16 protein-coding genes are annotated in these 16,481 nt (G+C 59.8%); 6 read left to right on the forward strand and 10 right to left on the reverse strand.

Features of this window, described 5'->3' with window-relative positions:
* Positions 1–426: a DUF2069 domain-containing protein gene (locus tag KVG95_RS25895; protein WP_007899093.1), complete on the forward strand. Its 426-nt coding sequence runs from the start codon at positions 1–3 to the stop codon at positions 424–426.
* Positions 427–542: 116 nt separating this feature from the next.
* Here the strand turns inward: KVG95_RS25895 and KVG95_RS25900 are convergent, their stop codons facing one another.
* Together KVG95_RS25900 and ttcA are read right to left on the reverse strand one after the other, a co-directional pair.
* On the reverse strand, positions 543–1,217 hold the full coding sequence (locus tag KVG95_RS25900; protein WP_007899094.1) for a DNA-3-methyladenine glycosylase I: 675 nt from the start codon (positions 1,215–1,217) through the stop codon (positions 543–545).
* Between the two features lie 146 nt (positions 1,218–1,363).
* Entirely contained in the window at positions 1,364–2,188 is an 825-nt protein-coding gene (gene ttcA, locus KVG95_RS25905) for a tRNA 2-thiocytidine(32) synthetase TtcA (RefSeq protein ID WP_052966613.1), read from the reverse strand.
* A 431-nt stretch (positions 2,189–2,619) separates the two neighbouring features.
* Here ttcA and KVG95_RS25910 point away from each other — a divergent pair, with 431 nt between their 5' ends.
* Together KVG95_RS25910 and KVG95_RS25915 are read left to right on the forward strand one after the other, a co-directional pair.
* Positions 2,620–3,222 (forward strand): Yip1 family protein, encoded by a 603-nt coding sequence (locus KVG95_RS25910; RefSeq protein ID WP_030131100.1) that lies wholly within the window; start codon positions 2,620–2,622, stop codon positions 3,220–3,222.
* Positions 3,223–3,366: 144 nt separating this feature from the next.
* On the forward strand, positions 3,367–3,861 hold the full coding sequence (locus KVG95_RS25915; protein ID WP_048394212.1) for a SprT family zinc-dependent metalloprotease: 495 nt from the start codon (positions 3,367–3,369) through the stop codon (positions 3,859–3,861).
* Positions 3,862–3,981: 120 nt separating this feature from the next.
* Here the strand turns inward: KVG95_RS25915 and KVG95_RS25920 are convergent, their stop codons facing one another.
* Both KVG95_RS25920 and KVG95_RS25925 read right to left on the reverse strand, forming a co-directional pair.
* The gene (locus tag KVG95_RS25920) at positions 3,982–5,163 is read right to left on the reverse strand and encodes a CaiB/BaiF CoA transferase family protein (protein WP_217858415.1); all 1,182 of its coding nucleotides are present in this window, start codon (positions 5,161–5,163) and stop codon (positions 3,982–3,984) included.
* 145 nt (positions 5,164–5,308) lie between these two features.
* Complete coding sequence (locus KVG95_RS25925) at positions 5,309–6,643, reverse strand: dicarboxylate/amino acid:cation symporter (protein WP_038979460.1); 1,335 nt, start codon at positions 6,641–6,643, stop codon at positions 5,309–5,311.
* Positions 6,644–6,982: 339 nt separating this feature from the next.
* On the opposite strand from KVG95_RS25925, the gene KVG95_RS25930 reads away from it, so the two are divergent.
* Positions 6,983–7,996 (forward strand): AraC family transcriptional regulator, encoded by a 1,014-nt coding sequence (locus KVG95_RS25930; protein ID WP_217858416.1) that lies wholly within the window; start codon positions 6,983–6,985, stop codon positions 7,994–7,996.
* A 334-nt stretch (positions 7,997–8,330) separates the two neighbouring features.
* On the opposite strand, the gene KVG95_RS25935 is transcribed toward KVG95_RS25930, so the two are convergent.
* The 4 genes from KVG95_RS25935 to KVG95_RS25950 form a co-directional block, all read right to left on the reverse strand.
* Positions 8,331–8,690, reverse strand: coding sequence for a DUF6124 family protein (locus tag KVG95_RS25935; protein WP_217858417.1), 360 nt, complete (start codon positions 8,688–8,690; stop codon positions 8,331–8,333).
* A gap of 526 nt (positions 8,691–9,216) precedes the next feature.
* Positions 9,217–10,563, reverse strand: a complete 1,347-nt coding sequence (locus KVG95_RS25940; protein ID WP_217858418.1) for an ATP-binding protein — start codon at positions 10,561–10,563, stop codon at positions 9,217–9,219.
* Positions 10,560–11,237 (reverse strand): response regulator, encoded by a 678-nt coding sequence (locus tag KVG95_RS25945; protein WP_217858419.1) that lies wholly within the window; start codon positions 11,235–11,237, stop codon positions 10,560–10,562. Before KVG95_RS25945 ends, KVG95_RS25940 begins: the two co-directional genes overlap by 4 nt.
* A gap of 255 nt (positions 11,238–11,492) precedes the next feature.
* Positions 11,493–12,095 carry a porin family protein gene (locus tag KVG95_RS25950; protein WP_217858420.1) on the reverse strand — a complete coding sequence of 201 codons (603 nt, stop codon included), beginning with the start codon at positions 12,093–12,095 and terminating at the stop codon, positions 11,493–11,495.
* A gap of 147 nt (positions 12,096–12,242) precedes the next feature.
* Between KVG95_RS25950 and KVG95_RS25955 the strand changes: the two genes are divergently transcribed.
* Both KVG95_RS25955 and KVG95_RS25960 read left to right on the forward strand, forming a co-directional pair.
* Positions 12,243–13,034 (forward strand): dienelactone hydrolase family protein, encoded by a 792-nt coding sequence (locus KVG95_RS25955; RefSeq protein WP_217858421.1) that lies wholly within the window; start codon positions 12,243–12,245, stop codon positions 13,032–13,034.
* A gap of 163 nt (positions 13,035–13,197) precedes the next feature.
* A complete protein-coding gene (locus KVG95_RS25960; protein ID WP_217858422.1) occupies positions 13,198–13,923 on the forward strand; it encodes a 4'-phosphopantetheinyl transferase family protein in 726 nt (241 codons plus the stop codon).
* A 144-nt stretch (positions 13,924–14,067) separates the two neighbouring features.
* On the opposite strand, the gene KVG95_RS25965 is transcribed toward KVG95_RS25960, so the two are convergent.
* Together KVG95_RS25965 and KVG95_RS25970 are read right to left on the reverse strand one after the other, a co-directional pair.
* Positions 14,068–15,678, reverse strand: coding sequence for an ATP-binding protein (locus KVG95_RS25965; RefSeq protein WP_123720611.1), 1,611 nt, complete (start codon positions 15,676–15,678; stop codon positions 14,068–14,070).
* The gene (locus tag KVG95_RS25970) at positions 15,675–16,388 is read right to left on the reverse strand and encodes a response regulator (RefSeq protein WP_217858423.1); all 714 of its coding nucleotides are present in this window, start codon (positions 16,386–16,388) and stop codon (positions 15,675–15,677) included. The genes KVG95_RS25965 and KVG95_RS25970 overlap by 4 nt, the downstream gene beginning before the upstream one ends.
* Between the last annotated feature and the right edge of the window lie 93 nt (positions 16,389–16,481).

The following is a 16,481-nucleotide window of genomic DNA, read 5'->3' on the forward strand; positions in this document are numbered from 1 at the left end:
ATGGCCAAAAAGCCGAAAATTCTGCCTTCCATCGAATGGCTCGAACCGCGAGTCCGGGCGATGCGCGTCATCAGCCTGCTGTGCTTTTTCGGCCTGGTGGGACTGCTCTGCGCCTACTACCTGGTATTCGCCGACCTGCATGGCGCGCGGCCGTGGGTAATTCTGCTGATCGAACTGGTGCCACTGCTGTTGCTGGCACCGGGGATGATCGTCGGCAGCGCCCGCGGGCATTCGTGGATGTGTTTTGTGGTGAACCTGTATTTCATGAAGGGCGCATTGGCCGCGTATGACCCGAACCGACAGCTGTTCGGTTTACTGGAGATGGGCGCGAGCCTGGCGGTGTTCTGCTCGGCCATGTTGTATGTGCGGTGGCGGTTTCAGTTGAATCGCAAGTTGGCGGGTGAAGGCGAAACCAGCGTCGCCTGACAGGACGCCTTCGCGAGCAAGCCCGCTCCCACATTGGATCTTCAGTGGTCACATAATTTGTGAACACTCAAAAATCCTGTGGGAGCGGGCTTGCTCGCGAAGGGATCGACTCGGTCTCAATGATTCACGGTGTACGCCAGCATCATCGAAATCTGGCTCATCGGCCGCCCACCGCTCTCTTCGTGCCACTGGTTGAACGCATTCTGCACCGTGGCCATGTCCCGCAGGCTGGTCGGCACCTTGTCGACGATCTTCTGCGCACTCAGCGCCGCCACCACGTCGTAGCTCGGCACGAAGGTGTCCTTGCCGACCATCCGCAAGAATCGCGGTGCCGATAACCCGCCCAACTGGTGCCCGTGTTTTTTCAGGTAGGTCCACAAACCGACGATATCGGTCACCGGCCATTCGGCGATCAACGCGCCAAAACTGCCCTTCTCATGGGCCACGTCCAGAATGAACTGCGCATTGCGCGGCACGCTCTTGAGCTTGCCCAGGTGGCGGATGATTCGCGCGTCCTGCATCAAGCGCTCCAGATGCTCGGCGCTCATCAGCACGACTTTTTCCGGGTCGAACTTGAAGAACACCTCTTCGAACGCCGGCCACTTGGCGTCCACCAGGCTGTGCTTGAGCCCGGCGCGGAACACCCGCAACGCCATGGTCGAGAGGTAGCGGTCATCGCTGATCTTGCGCAATTGCGCCGGGGTCTTGGGAACGGGCAGATGGGCTTCCAGTTCAGCTGCCGAACCGAAGCGGTTCAAGCAGTATTCGTTCAGCCACTTGTAGTCGCGCATGCCCTCTCCTGAGGATTGAAATGAAAACGGCGCCTGCGAGCGATAAAACCTGTGAGAGCGGGCTTGCTCGCGAAAGCGGTGTGCCATTCAACATGAATGTCGGCTGACACTACGCATTCGCGAGCAAGCCCGCTCCCACATATTGCTCAGAGGTTTACTACGTTGACGAACCGCGAAGCCGCCGTTTCGTCAATCTTGAGGCTGGTGAAGTCAAACAGGTTGCGGTCCGCCAGTTGCGACGGAATCACGTTCTGCAAACTGCGGAAAATGCTTTCGGTACGACCCGGGGTCTTGCGTTCCCACTCCTGGAGCATCTCTTTAACCACTTGGCGTTGCAGGTTTTCCTGGGAGCCGCAGAGGTTGCACGGGATGATCGGGAATTGCTTGAAGTCCGAGTAGGCCTGAATGTCTTTTTCATTGCAGTAGGCCAGCGGGCGGATTACCACGTTGCGACCGTCATCGGCGCGCAGCTTCGGCGGCATGGCCTTGAGCGAACCGTTGAAGAACATGTTCAGGAAGAATGTCTCGACGATGTCGTCGCGGTGGTGACCGAGGGCCATTTTGGTCGCGCCGATTTCATCGGCAAAGGTGTAGAGCGTGCCGCGACGCAGGCGCGAGCACAGCGAGCAGGTGGTCTTGCCTTCCGGGATCAGCTCCTTGACCACCGAATAGGTGTCTTTCTCGACAATGTGGTACTCGATGCCCAGTTCTTTGAGGTAAGCCGGCAGCACGTGCTCGGGAAAGCCTGGCTGCTTCTGGTCCATGTTCACGGCCACGATCTCGAACTTGATCGGGGCGACCTTCTGCAAATGCATCAGCACGTCGAGCATGGTGTAGCTGTCCTTGCCACCGGACAGGCAGACCATGACCTTGTCGCCGTCTTCAATCATGTTGAAATCGGCGACAGCCTCACCCGCCTGGCGGCGAAGGCGCTTTTGCAGTTTGTTCTGGTTGACCGTGAGAGTGCCCATGACGCGAAATCCGTGAGGTGTGACGAAAGGCCGGCATTTTACGCAAAAACCCTTTCGGGGCGAAGCCTGCGCTTTAGATGACTTGAGCATACCCCTGTGGCGAGGGAGCTTGCTCCCGCTCGGCTGCGCAGCAGTCGCAAAATCTTCCGCCGCGGTTTGCCTGACACAACAGGGTGGCTGTCTTGGGGCCGCTTCGCACCCCAGCGGGAGCAAGCTCCCTCGCCACAGGTTGCATTCGGCACAGACCCGGCGGCGATTAACAAGATTGTTTACAGCGCGATTTGCTCTAAGCCCCTCGCACTATTACCGGTAACTCCTTTCTATACTGCGGCATAAGGTCGCACACGTATTCAGACCTGTACTTACCTGGCCACTTTGGCCCGTAAGCGCTCCGCTGGGGGGCGATGGCAACAACAAGAGGAGTGACTGGCATGATCCATCACGTAGTGGGGCTCTTCACCCACCCTGACCAGGAATGGAAAGAAATCCGTGGCGACCAGGAGGAAAGCATCAGCCACATGTACCTCACGCACACCCTGATTCTGGCGGCGATCCCCGCCGTATCGGCGTTTATCGGCACCACGCAGGTCGGCTGGGTCATTGGTAACCGGGCGCCGGTGATGCTGACCATGGAAAGCGCGCTGTGGATGACCATCATGTCGTACCTGGCGATGCTCGGCGGTGTCGCGGTGATGGGCGCGTTCATCCACTGGATGGCCCGCACCTATGACGCCAACCCGAGCCTGGCACGCTGTGTCGCCTTCGCCACGTACACCGCGACTCCGCTGTTCATCGGCGGTCTGGCGGCGCTGTACCCGCACATGTGGTTGGGAATGATCGTCGGCACCGCAGCCATCTGCTACACGGTGTACTTGCTGTATGTGGGCCTGCCAACGTTCATGAACATTCCGTCGGACGAGGGATTCCTGTTTTCAAGCTCGGTGCTCGCCGTTGGACTGGTGGTGCTGGTGGCGATCATGGCGTTCACGGTGATTGTCTGGGGACTTGGCGTGGGGCCGGTCTATACCAATTAGCAACTCACCCACCAAAAACAAGATCTGCCAACACAGGCCGCCGCAAGGCGGCCTACTAATGTGAGGTACGACCATTCGGCGCCTGAGCGATTCGCAAGTCCCGAGGGTTGCGGCATACTCGACGTCTCTGGAGATCCATCAAGCATGCCCGAGCAACTCAATACCCGCGTCGAAGACTGTTTCCAACAAGCCGAATCCTTTTTCAAACGACCTTTCAAACGCCCCGTGGTGAGCCTCAAGCTGCGCGGGCAAAAAGCCGGTGTCGCGCATCTGCACGAGAACCTGTTGCGCTTCAATCCGCAGCTGTACCGGGAAAACACCGAAGACTTCCTCAAACAAACCGTGGCGCATGAAGTCGCGCACCTGATCGCCCATCAATTGTTCGGCGACCGCATCCAGCCTCACGGCGAAGAGTGGCAACTGATCATGCGCGGTGTTTACGAACTGCCGCCCAACCGCTGCCACACCTACGACGTCAAACGCCGCAGCGTGACCCGCTACATCTACAAATGCCCGTGCGCCGACAGCGATTTCCCGTTTTCGGCGCAGCGCCATGGTCTGGTGAGACAGGGGCGGCGGTATTTGTGCCGGCGGTGCAGAAACACATTGGTGTTTAGTGGGGAGATGCGGGTCGAATAACGGGATTTGTGGTGTTTGGGCCGGCCCCTTCGCGAGCAAGCCCGCTCCCACATTGGATGTGTGTCATGGCGAAGGTTAAATGTGGGAGCGGGCTTGCTCGCGAAGGCGCCCTTACAGGCACTACACAACCACCCTGGCACGCCGCAATTCCTCGATCCGCTCAACACTAAACCCCAACTCCCCCAACACCTGATCCGTATGCTCACCCAGTCTCGCCCCGATATGCCGCGGCTCAGGCAATCCATCCGAAAACTTCAACGGGCAAGCCATCTGCGCCTGAGTCGAACCATCGCCCCTCGGCACCTCAGTCACCAATTCCCGCGCCTTCAACTGCGGATGCCGCACCGCTTCGCCCAGGCTCAACACCGGTTCGACACACGCGTCGAGTTCGGCAAACAGCGCGCACAACTCGTCAAAATCGTATTTTTCGAATTCAACTTTCAACGCCTCCTTGAGTACCTGTTGCCGGGCGGGTATGGATGACAAGCCCTGGGGCGCCAGTTCCTCCACCCCCAGCGCCGTGCAGAGTTGCTGCATGAACACCGGCTCCAGACTACCCACCGACAACCAGCGCCCATCGCGTGAACGGTAGTAATCGTAGAAGCTGCCGCCGTTGAGCATCTGCTCTTCCCTGCCCGGCTCCACGCCACAGGCCAGGTACCCGGCACCCGCCATGGCATTCAGGCTGAAGGCGCAGTCGGTCATGCTCACATCCAGATGCTGCCCCTGCCCGGTCTGCTGCCGCGCGATCACCGCCGCCAGCAGCCCGATCACCCCGTGCAGCGAGCCACCGGCGACATCCGCCACCTGCATGCCCAACGGCACCGGCCCGCTGTCGACACGACCGGTGTAGCTCGAAAGCCCCGCCAGCGCCAGGTAGTTGATGTCGTGGCCGGCGCGATCCTTGTAGGGGCCGGTCTGGCCATAGCCGGTGATCGACACATAAATCAGCTTCGGGTTGATCGCCTTCAAGGCTTCATACCCCAAACCGAGCCGGTCCATCACGCCGGGCCGAAACTGCTCCAGCACGATGTCGTGGTCCTGCAGCAATTGCTTGATCACCTCCAGCGCCTCGGGCTGCTTGAGGTCCAGCGCCAGGCTGCGCTTGTTGCGATTGAGGTACGCGTGGCTGGCCGACACGCCTTGATCATGCGGCGGCAATACTCGCAGCAGGTCCATGCGGGTCGGCGATTCGATGCGCAGCACCTCGGCGCCCATATCTGCCAGCAGCAACGAGGCGAACGGCCCCGGCAGCAGTGTCGAGAAATCCAGAACCTTGAGTGATGCCAGTGGACCGAGCATAAGTGTTCTCCAGTGCGATCCCCCAAGCCTAGGCAGCCGAGGACATTGCAGCAATCACCTTATGTGTCAGTGGCGGTGACCGTTGCGCTCAAATTGCAGGCATGAAAAAACCCGCCGAAGCGGGTTTTTCATGCAGCCAGAGTACTTACTTGACGCTGGCCGGGGTTGGGCCTTCAGCCACACCCAGATCGTCGACTTCACGCTCGTCGGAGATACCGCGACCGCCGGAAGCCAGCTCGACTTGCAGCTTGTCTTCGTCCAGCTCTTTGACCCACTTGGCAACCACGATGGTGGCTACGGCGTTACCAACAAGGTTGGTCAGCGCACGGGCTTCGGACATGAAGCGGTCGATACCGAGGATCAGCGCCAGGCCGGCCACCGGCAGAGTACCCACGGCCGACAGGGTGGCTGCCAGCACGATGAAACCACTACCAGTCACACCTGCCGCACCTTTGGAGGACAACAGCAGCACCAGCAGCAAGGTAATCTGGTGAGTGAGGTCCATCGGGGTGTCAGTCGCCTGAGCAATGAACACAGCCGCCATGGTCAGGTAGATCGAAGTACCGTCGAGGTTGAACGAGTAGCCAGTCGGGATCACCAGACCCACAACCGATTTCTGCGCACCCAGGCGTTCCATCTTGATCAGCATGCGTGGCAGTGCGGATTCCGAAGAGGAAGTGCCCAGCACGATCAGCAGTTCTTCACGGATGTAGCGAATCAGTTTGATGACGCTGAAACCGTGTGCGCGGCAGATCGCGCCCAGTACCAGGACCACGAACAGGATGCAGGTGATGTAGAAGCAGATCATCAGCTGACCGAGTTGCACCAGCGAACCGACACCGTAGGCACCGATGGTGAAGGCCATCGCACCAAACGCGCCGACTGGAGCGAGCTTCATGATCATGTTGATGATGTTGAACATCACGTGAGCAAAGCGATCGATGAAGTCCAGCACCGGTTTGCCATAGGCACCCAGGCGATGCAGGGCGAAACCGAAGATCACCGAGAACATCAGCACTTGCAGGATGTCGCCATTGGCGAAGGCGCCGACGATGGTGTTCGGGATCACGTTGAGGACAAAGGCAATGATGCTCTGGTCTTTACCGGCCGAGATGAAACCGGCGATTTTGCTGGTGTCCAGGGTCGTCACGTCGATGTGCATGCCGGCGCCCGGTTGCACGACGTTGACCACGACCAGACCGATCAGCAAGGCAATGGTGGAGACGATTTCGAAGTACAGCAGCGCATAGCCGCCTGTCTTGCCCACCGATTTCATGTTCTGCATGCCGGCGATACCACTGACGACGGTACAGAAGATGATCGGCGCGATGACCATTTTGATCAGTTTGATGAACCCGTCACCCAGCGGCTTGAGGGCTACACCGGTCTGCGGGTAGAAGTGACCGAGCAGGATGCCGATAGCGATGGCAACGATCACCTGGAAGTACAGGGATTTATACAGTGGCTGACGAGTCGTCATTGCAAAGTTCCTCAAGAGTGCCTCAGAACAACATCCATCTGTTGTCCCTGACACCTCAATTGCGAACCCTCCTGCACTGGAGGGATTTGTTTTGTCGAGCTGCGCTACGGCAGACCTCTGCGGCTTGTATCGCAAGCCCCGTGCCACCTTCGAAAAAAACCCTGCCAGCCTTGTGACATCAAGGGTTACAGGTTTTTCTTCGTCACCAATCAGCTACAACGATGTGGCGGATTTCCGCCCATCAGCCAACCCTCATCCTGCAATTTGGCGGATATCCGCCTTGTTCATTCTCGACGGGCACCGCTACCATCCATTGCTCAGTGGACGGACCTGCCCTCTATGCGCGAACGCACCATCGCCAGCCATTTCGCCCGCGCCGCCCTCGGTGGCGCGCGCCGGCATGGCTACGACTATTCGAGTCTGTTGCAGCAACTGGGGATCAGCCCCGAGCTGCTCGAGGAGCCGCGCGCCCGAATCGCGCCCGAGCAGTTCGCCCGATTAATCCAGGGGCTGTGGTTGGCTCTGGACGACGAATACCTGGGCTTCGGACAGGCCCCGAGCAAACCCGGCAGCTTCGCGATGATGTGCCACGCGGTGATCCACAGCCGCACGCTGGAGAAAGCGCTCAATCGCGGTTTGTTGTTTTACAGCCTGTTCCCCGGCGCGCCGCGTCTGACGCTGAGCCGCGAAGGCGACAGGGTTCGCCTGAGCCTGGACGATTCGCCGCTGTGGGACCCGGACCATTTCCTCAGCGAGAGCCTGTTGGTGATCTGGCATCGGTTCGGCAGTTGGCTGATCGGCCAGCGCATTCGTCTGGAGCAGGCTACGTTCAGCTACCCGAGGCCCGAACACGGGGCCGAATACGACTTGCTGTTTTCCTGCCCGCTGAGCTTTTCCACCGTAAAGAGCACGACGGCGCAAAGCAGTCTGTTATTTCACAGTCGCTACCTGAACATGCCGCTGTTGCAGGACGAACGAACCCTCAAGCACTTTCTCGAGCGCTCCCCCGCCGACCTGCTATCGCGCCCCGACGAAGGCGACAGCCTGAGCAGCCGGCTGCGGCGCTTGCTCAGCCACGACAGTGCGCGCTGGCCGGACCTGGAAGCGGTGGCCGCGCACCTGCACATCAGCCCGCAAACCCTGCGTCGACATTTGCGCGAAGAAGGCACGAGTTTTCAGGAGTTGAAGGATCAGTTGCGCCGGGACATTGCGATTTATCACCTGGGGCGTGCGGACCTGTCGTTGCAACAGATTGCCGAGCAGCTGGGGTTTTCAGAACCTTCGGCGTTTCACCGGGCGTTCAAGAAGTGGACGGGGTTGACGCCTGGGGCCTATCGCGCCCAAGAGAATTGAGTTCTAGCGCTGTTTTTTGGTGTACTCACTGGCCCCTTCGCGAGCAAGCCCGCTCCCACAGGAGATCTGCTGCGAACATATTATTTGTGAACGCCACCAATCCAATGTGGGAGCGGGCTTGCTCGCGAAGAGGCCCAAAAAAACACCGCAAAACTGCGCAGCCAACCAAGCTGTTGTGGCGAGGGAGCTTGCTCCCGCTGGGCTGCGAAGCGGCCCCAAACCCTTCACCGCAGTCTTTCTGTCGGACCGCATTTACCTGGATTACGACTGCTTCGCAGCCGAGCGGGAGCAAGCTCCCTCGCCACAACAAGCCTCTTTTTGCCAAAGATCCTGACTAGCCTCGCGGATCGAAGTTATCCAGCACCCGATTGACGGCCAACTCACCAAGCATGACCACCTGCTGAATCCCCAACATCATGTTGCGATGTGGCATGTCCATCAATCCGGCGAACTCACTGAGCATCATGCTCGCTGACGCCAGGGATTCGCAGGCGTTGACCAACAGGGTTTCGTTATCGACCTCGGCGCCGACATGGTAAATGGTGCTGGGTTTGCGCTTAGTGTCTTTGGGGATGGGCGGATTGAGGTAGTAATCGAGGGCGCGGTCGGCGGCTTCGTTGAGTTTTTTGGAATCGAGGGATTCGTAGGGGGATGCCGGATCGGTTTCCGGTGGGTTGGGCGTTGGTTTGAACATGAGAAGCTCCGTGGTTGGTTGAGCCGCCACGACCTATCGCTAAACAAGTAAAGGTGGCGGCTGTACGCAGGTTAGCGATCCGGGTCACAGAAACCCCGGGTAGACTCGAAGGTCTCCCACGCACAGCCACCATTACGCGAATTGCAGGCACTAAAAACTGCAATCAAAACTTGGGCGCTTTTGCGTCTGTGTTTGGGATCGGATCGCTAAACCCGATCGCTGATTCGTCAGCGACCCGCAAACGATAGAGCCCACACCTCAGGCGCACAAGCCGGCGGATTCTGGCGTAGTCGTAGGCAGCGGCGCAAGGATGTGTAGCCTGGGAGAGTATCTGGAAGTGTCGTTTAAACAGTGCTTGTTTAGCGGTCTGACTGTGGGTCTTGTGCTGGATGGGCTGGCCTCTTCGCGAGCAAGCCCGCTCCCACATTGGATCTCCTTAGAACACATTATTTGTGACCGACACAAATCAACTGTGGGAGCGGGCTTGCTCGCGAAGAGGCCCGAGAGAACACCCTCCAACTTCCAGTCAAACCACCGGAAAATGAATCCGGAACGCCGCGCCGCCCATCGGCGAATCCCCCAGTGTCAGCTTGGCGTTGTAGCTTTCGATGATGTCCTTGACCACCGCCAACCCGATCCCCTGCCCCGGATGCTGGCGATCCAGCCGCTCGCCTCGCTGCAGAATCCGCGCACGCTGGTCCGGTGGCACGCCCGGGCCGTCATCTTCGACGCACAACTCAATCCCGCTAAGGGTTTCGCGCACGCTGATGCGCACTTCGCCGAGGCACAGGCGATAGGCGTTTTCCAGCAGGTTGCCCATCATTTCCAGCAAGGCGCCTTGCTCGATCGGCACGTAGCACTGCTCCGGCAGGTCGAACGCGACACGCACACGTTTGTCGCGGTAGACCTTGTCCAGCGTGTCGCAGAGGCTTTTCAGTACAGGGCGCAGGCGCACCTGATGGCGCACCAGACCGCTTTTGCGCAGGCTCGCGCGTTGCAGCTGATAGCCGATCTGCTGGCTCATGCGTTCGATCTGGGTTTGCAGCACCCAGGCCTGCTCGCGCTCTTGCGGCTTTTGCGCCATGTCTTCGCTGACCCCTTGCAACACCGTCAGCGGGGTTTTCAGGCTGTGAGCCAGGTCGTCGAGGGAATCGCGATAACGGCTGCGCTGTTCGCGTTCGCTGTGCAACAAGCGGTTGAGCGAGCCAGTCAAGCGCAGCAGTTCACGAGGGTGTTGTTCGCTGAGGCTTTCCCGGGTGCCGCTTTCGATCTGGTCCAGCTCCTGGCTCAGCCGACGCAACGCCTGCAAGCCCCAGGTCAGGCCGATCCACAGCAAGGCGAGCAATACCAGCAAGGCTGCGCCGAAGCCCAGGTAAAGATTTTCCCGCAGGCCTTCGAGGGTGACTTCGTATTCGCGCACCGGTTGCAACGCGACGATGCTGAACGCCGCGCTTTTGCCACCCAGCAGTTTGACCTCGACGTCATAGACGAAGAACTCTTCCCCATTGGCTTCGCGAATTCTCGCGAACTCATTACCGCGCCCGTCGTAACGCGGTTTGTAGTTGATCTTCTCTTCCTGGGTAGCCTTCGAGCGCCAGACCAGATGAGCTTCGCGGTCAAAGATGTAACCGAGTAAACGGCTGTCGGTGAGGTTGAAGCGCTCATCGGGCAGCTGCGTCGGCATCTGCAGGGTGTTGTTTTCCACCCGCGCGGCGGAGATCAGCGTGGTGACGTCCGACGCCAGGCGCTGCTCAATGGAATCCTGTAACGCCAGGCTGAACGCGCCCTGCATCGCCGGCAGTAACGCCAGCATGAACAACACCGCCAGGATCGTGGCGGCGAGCATCAATCGGACACGAAGGGAACGAATCAAGTGCAGCGCTCGTTAAACAGGTAGCCGAGGCCACGCACGGTATCGATCGGCTTGAAGCCGGATGGGCCTTCGAGTTTGCGGCGCAAGCGGCCGACCAGCACTTCGATCACATTCGGATCGCGCTCGTCGTCATCCGGGTAGAGCTGCTCCATCAAGCGGTCCTTGGCCACCACTTGCTGGTGATGGCGCATCAGGTACTCGAGGATTCGGTACTCGTACGCGGTCAGCGCCAGCGGTTGTTCATCGAGGGATGCCTGTTTGCGGTTGAGGTCCAGCAGCAAAGGCCCGGCGACGATGGTCGACTGGGTGAAACCGCTGGAGCGGCGCAGCAAGGCATTGAGCCGGGCGTCCAGCTCTTCGAACTGGAACGGCTTGACCACGTAGTCGTCGGCACCGGCGGCGAGGCCTTCGACCTTGTCCTGCCAGTTGCCGCGCGCAGTGAGGATCAGAATCGGAAAGCTCTTGCCCTGGGAACGTAACTGACGAATCAGGTCGAGCCCACCCATGCCCGGCAGACCGAGGTCGATCACCGCCAGGTCATGGTTGAACTGCCCGGCCTGGTACAGCGCCTCCTCGGCATTGGCCACGGACTCGACCACGTGGCCGCTATCCGTCAGACGGGTTTGCAGGTGATGGCGCAACAGCGCTTCATCTTCGACGACCAGCAATTTCATAACGCTCTCCTGGGCAAATCAACATCTCCAAAGACATAACGCGTCCAAAGGCACGCAAACCTCGATGGCTGACAGGGCGACGCCAGTCAATCAAGCCGCGGAACATGTGGGAGCGGCGGTGCGGCGATCCGACTTGCTCGCGAAGACGGTGGCACAGTCAACATTAATGTCGCCTGACACACCGCTTTCGCGAGCAAGCCCGCTCCCACAGTGATTGCGTTTAACCAACTGAGGCATACCCTCACGAAACGCTTTTTAGAAAGCGTAGTTGGCGGACAGGTAAGTCTGGGCGCTGCTGGTCAAGTCCAGCGAACCCTGTTTGCTGCCGCCATGCTCGCTCATCTCGGTGCTGGCGTTGCTGCGCAGGTAACGGTAACCCAGCTCGACCGAGGTGTTTTGCGAAACTTGCTGCAATACACCGACCTGGCCGCCAATGGCGTAACCGATGTCGCTGTCACGGCTGAAGCCTGGTGAATCCTGGGTCAGTTTGGTCAAACCGGCGGTAGCACCGCCGAACAATTTGGTGCTGCCACCCACCGGGTAAAACAAATCGTAGCTACCCAGCAGGTTTTCCTGACGCAGTTTAATGCCATTGTGCGAGCCCGACACATTGTCATAAGTGGCGTAGTAGCGGCCCTGACTGTCTTGCTGACCCAGACGCACGCCCCAGGTGTTGTCCTTGCCGATCACACCGTCGGCATTCGGGTGGTTGAGGTTGTCGTTCAGGGCGCTGGATTTTTTAACCTTGTCGCTGGTCTGGCCAAAGGTCAGGCCGGCGAAATTGGTGGTATCGGCGTGGGCCGCCACACTGGCGCCCATCATGGTGAAAGCCAGAAGCAGTTTTTTGAAAGTAGTCATTGGGGAGTTTCCTCATGCGCTATGTGCTTTTTGGGTACGGGGCAAGGTTACTGCCCCCTCCCTGTACTGCCCCTGAACGCACTCTGAACCTGAGCTGAATCAAATCGACTACGCTGTTCTCACGATTCTTAATAAGGAGATTTGATCATGCGTGCGTTCTTCGCCCTCGTATTACTGGCTCTGAGCGGCGTCAGCCAGGCCGCCATCCAGACCCAGGAAATTCCCTACCAGAGTGCCGACGGCACCAAGCTGATCGGCTATTACGCCTACGATGACGCCATCAAAGGCCCGCGACCGGGCGTGGTGGTGGTACATGAGTGGTGGGGCCTCAACGATTACGCCAAGCGCCGCGCCCGTGATCTGGCCGGTCTGGGCTACAGCGCGCTGGCCATCGATATGTTTGGCGATGGCAAGAACACCGAACACGCCAAGGACGCCATGGCCTTCATGCAAGCCGCATTAAAGGACAGCGCCGCAGCCAGCGCGCGGTTTCAGGCCGGGCTCGATTTGCTGAAGAAACAGCCGCAAACCGATCCGGACAAACTGGCGGCCATCGGTTATTGCTTCGGCGGCAAGGTGGTGCTGGATGCCGCGCGTCAAGGCGTGCCGCTGGCAGGCGTGGTGAGTTTCCATGGTGCGCTGGTGACCAATACGCCGGCGACACCTGGCAGTGTGAAGGCGAAAATCCTGGTCGAGCATGGCGCCTTGGACAGTATGGTCACGGCGGAAAACGTGATGGCATTCAAAGCAGAAATGGACAAGGCCAAAGCCGACTACAAATTTGTCACCCTCGAAGGCGCCAAGCATGGGTTCAGCAATCCCGAGGCGGATCGTCTGAGCCATGGCGACCACGGCGGGCCGGACATTGGTTACAGCAAGACCGCGGATGAGAAGTCTTGGGCGGACATGCAGGCGTTTTTCAAGAAAATCTTTGGTTGATCAGGTAGACCGCGGCGCGGCTATCGCGAGCAGGCTCGCTCCCACAGGGGATCTTCGGTGTGACATAGATCCAATGTGGGAGCGAGCCTGCTCGCGATGGCAGCACCGTCGATCTGAACCTTGGGACTACCCAGCCTCAAGGCAACCCGGCAAAATGCCGGTCATGAATCCCGTCCCCGCCCTACCCGTCTGCTGCACTCCACTCGACGCCCATTGGCCGCTGCCGTTTGTGCTGCCCGATACGGTCTTGTTGGGTACCCACTTCGATACCAAGCAACTGGCCAGCGATGATTTCCAGCGCAGCGCCATCGAGCCGCCCGCGAGCATCCAGCGGTCGGTGGCCAAGCGCCAAGCCGAATTTCTCGCCGGGCGGGTCTGCGCTCGGGCGGCGTTGCAACAACTGGAAGGGCTGAATTTCATTCCCGCCATTGGCGAAGACCGCGCACCGGTGTGGCCAGCGCATATCACCGGCTCGATCACCCACAGCACCGGCCGTGCCGCGGCGATTGTCGCGAACAAGGCGCACTGGCGCGGTCTGGGGATGGACCTGGAAAACCTGCTCTATGCAGAGCGGGCCGAACGCCTGGCCGGGGAAATTCTCACCGGGCCTGAAATGCAACGCATGGCTGCCGGGGCTGAGGATCAACTGGCAATGCTGGTGACGTTGACGTTTTCAGTGAAGGAAAGCCTGTTCAAGGCGCTCTACCCGATCGTGCAGAAGCGCTTCTATTTCGAACACGCCGAAGTGCTGGAGTGGAGCGCGGGTGGTGAAGTGCGGTTGCGGTTGCTGACAGACCTGTCCAGTGAATGGCGTAACGGCATTGAGCTGGATGCGCAGTTTGCAGTGATGGATGGGCAGTTGTTGAGTCTGGTCAGTATCAAGGCTTGAGGGTTTTCAGCGCCTGTCAGGGCCTCTTCGCGAGCAAGCCCGCTCCCACATTGGATCTCCTGTGGACACACAATGTGTGAACAACACAGACCCAATGTGGGAGCGGGCTTGCTCGCGAAAGCGGTGGATCATTCACCGCAGACCTCAACGCCGCTCCTGATTCCTCGGCCAGCTCAAACTGAAACAGGCCCCGCCCAGGCTTTTGCTCTTGCCGATCAACGCTCGCCCGTCATGCCAATGGATGATTCGCCGCACAATCGATAACCCCAACCCATGCCCGCCCGAGGCGCGGGTGCGGCTGTCATCGAGGCGCAGGAACGGAGTGAAGATTTTCTCCCACGCGGTTTCCGGCACACCCGGCCCGTCATCCTCGACATCCACCCGACAGCGCTGCTGTCCTACCTGATAACTGACGGTCACCCGCGAATGGGCGTGGCGCATGGCGTTGCTCACCAGGTTCTGCAACGCTCGGTGCAAGTAACGCGGCTCGGCCTCGACCCAGGCGTCGTCGCAATCGGCGGCCGACAGGCACAAGCCGCGCTGCACCGTAACCTCGGCGCGCAGTGGCGCCAGTTCTTCGATCACCTGATTGACCAACGCATCCAGATCGATCCGCTGAAAGTTCAGCGCCGGCGAACCCTGCTCCAGCCGCGCATAAGTGAGCATCTCGTCGACCAGCCGATCGAGATCCTCGATGTCGTGGTCCATCCCTTCGCGGTATTTTTCCAGAGCCTCAGGCGTGGTGGCCGAGCCGATCATCTCCAGGCCAAAACGCAAACGCGCGACCGGCGTGCGCAGTTCATGGGACACGGCGCGCACCAGCTCTCGCTGTATCGCCAACAATTGCTGCAAGTGCTCGGCCATGCCGTTGAACGCCGACGCCAGACGCCCCACCGAGTCCGCGCCGCGTGCCGGTACGCGGGTTTCCAGGCTGCCCTTGGCGATGCGCGTGGCGGCGGCTTCCAGCCCGCGCAAACGGCGCTCCAGCTGGCGCACCAACAGATAGACAATCAAACCGATCAGGCTCAGACCAAGGGCCGCGATCAGCACCAGCCACTCGGGCGGGTAAGGATTCATCTGATACAGCGGTCCGATTTCCAGCACCCACGGTGTACCGACCATGCCGGCAAACACCCGGATCGAATCGCCACCCTTGCCCAGCGCCATCACCGTGTCGCCTTCGGATATGCGGCGACTCTGGTCTTCGTCCATGTCGGCCTGATCGATCGTGACCAGCTGCAGATCAAAGCCGAAACCCTTCTCTTCCTTTAACTGCGCCAGACGCTTGGGCTGCTCGGCCACCGGATAGCGCACCAGTTCATCGGCCAGCAGGTAAATGGTCGCCCGCGCCAGTTGCTCGCTGATCTGCTGGACTTCCCCCGTGAGCACCAGTTGTTCCTTGTCGCTGACCAAGCGGTAAACCTTTGCCGCGTGCGGGCCGGTCTGCTCCACCAAGGCCTGGCCGCGCAGCACGCGGGTGCGCTGGGTCAGATCGAGGTCGGTCTGGGGGAATGTCTTCAGCGCCAACGGAATGCCGAGCAAGCGCTCCCACACCAGCAAGGCCCGATGGCGCTCGGTTTCGTTCATCGGTTGCAGGTTATCGGCCATCAACGAAAACGTGCCGTGAGCCAGACGCTCGCGGTATTGCTCGCTGCGCACCTGATTGAGCAAGTGCAAGGCCAGCACGCCGAGCACGGCCACCAGAATCAGCGCCGCGCACATGCCGCCGTAGATGCGCAGGAAGATCGAGTTCACAGGGTGCAGGCTTCCGGAACGAACAGATAGCCTTTGCTGCGGATGGTTTTGATCAGCCGCGGATGCTCAGGGTCATCGCCGATCTTCGGCCGGATGCGTGAAATGCGCACGTCGATGGAACGGTCCTGGCCGTCATAACCGATACCGCGCAGCGCGGTGAATATTTCTTCGCGGGACAGAATACGCCCGGCGTTGGCCACCAACAGCCAGAGCAAATCGAACTCGGCACTGGTCAACTCGATGCCTTTGTCATGCAGCCAGGCCTCGCGCAACGCGTTATCCACCACCAACGGGCCGAACTGCAGACGCCGTTGTTTTTCCGGCGCGGTTTCAGGGGGTTCACTGCGCCGCAACAAGGCCTGGATGCGCGCCAGCAGCAGGCGTGGGCGCACCGGTTTGCAGACGTAGTCATCAGCGCCAAGGTCGAGGCCGAGGATTTGATCGGTGTCATCGGTGCGCGCGGTGAGCATCAGGATCGGGCCGTCATATTTGTCGCGAACCTTGCGGCAAATGCTCAGGCCATCTTCGCCAGGGAGCATCAGGTCGAGGATCACCAGGTCCGGTTTCTCCTTGATGATGCGTGCCGCGGCGAGGGCGCCGTTGCCCTCGATCGAGACGCGCAGGCCATTGGCTTCGAGGTAGTCGCGAGTCAGTTCGGCCAGACGCTGGTCGTCCTCGACAATCAATACCTGCCAGACTTCTTGCTCCACGATGACCTCTGCTTGCCAACATCACTTTAAAGGGACGGATCCGCCCGTCTTTTTGTAATGATTGGGGAGGATAAGAATGCATCTGCATTGGCC

The organism is Pseudomonas farris, assembly GCF_019145235.1.
Taxonomy (GTDB): Bacteria; Pseudomonadota; Gammaproteobacteria; order Pseudomonadales; family Pseudomonadaceae; genus Aquipseudomonas; species Aquipseudomonas farris.

Excerpts from the sequence above, each read along its gene's own strand:
- KVG95_RS25895 (WP_007899093.1), top strand. The coding sequence starts at position 1 with ATGGCCAAAAAGCCGAAAATTCTGCCTTCCATCGAATGGCTCGAACCG.
- KVG95_RS25900 (WP_007899094.1), bottom strand. The coding sequence starts at position 1,217 with ATGCGCGACTACAAGTGGCTGAACGAATACTGCTTGAACCGCTTCGGT.
- ttcA (WP_052966613.1), bottom strand. The coding sequence starts at position 2,188 with ATGGGCACTCTCACGGTCAACCAGAACAAACTGCAAAAGCGCCTTCGC.
- KVG95_RS25910 (WP_030131100.1), top strand. The coding sequence starts at position 2,620 with ATGATCCATCACGTAGTGGGGCTCTTCACCCACCCTGACCAGGAATGG.
- KVG95_RS25915 (WP_048394212.1), top strand. The coding sequence starts at position 3,367 with ATGCCCGAGCAACTCAATACCCGCGTCGAAGACTGTTTCCAACAAGCC.
- KVG95_RS25920 (WP_217858415.1), bottom strand. The coding sequence starts at position 5,163 with ATGCTCGGTCCACTGGCATCACTCAAGGTTCTGGATTTCTCGACACTG.
- KVG95_RS25925 (WP_038979460.1), bottom strand. The coding sequence starts at position 6,643 with ATGACGACTCGTCAGCCACTGTATAAATCCCTGTACTTCCAGGTGATC.
- KVG95_RS25930 (WP_217858416.1), top strand. The coding sequence starts at position 6,983 with ATGCGCGAACGCACCATCGCCAGCCATTTCGCCCGCGCCGCCCTCGGT.
- KVG95_RS25935 (WP_217858417.1), bottom strand. The coding sequence starts at position 8,690 with ATGTTCAAACCAACGCCCAACCCACCGGAAACCGATCCGGCATCCCCC.
- KVG95_RS25945 (WP_217858419.1), bottom strand. The coding sequence starts at position 11,237 with ATGAAATTGCTGGTCGTCGAAGATGAAGCGCTGTTGCGCCATCACCTG.
- KVG95_RS25950 (WP_217858420.1), bottom strand. The coding sequence starts at position 12,095 with ATGACTACTTTCAAAAAACTGCTTCTGGCTTTCACCATGATGGGCGCC.
- KVG95_RS25955 (WP_217858421.1), top strand. The coding sequence starts at position 12,243 with ATGCGTGCGTTCTTCGCCCTCGTATTACTGGCTCTGAGCGGCGTCAGC.
- KVG95_RS25960 (WP_217858422.1), top strand. The coding sequence starts at position 13,198 with ATGAATCCCGTCCCCGCCCTACCCGTCTGCTGCACTCCACTCGACGCC.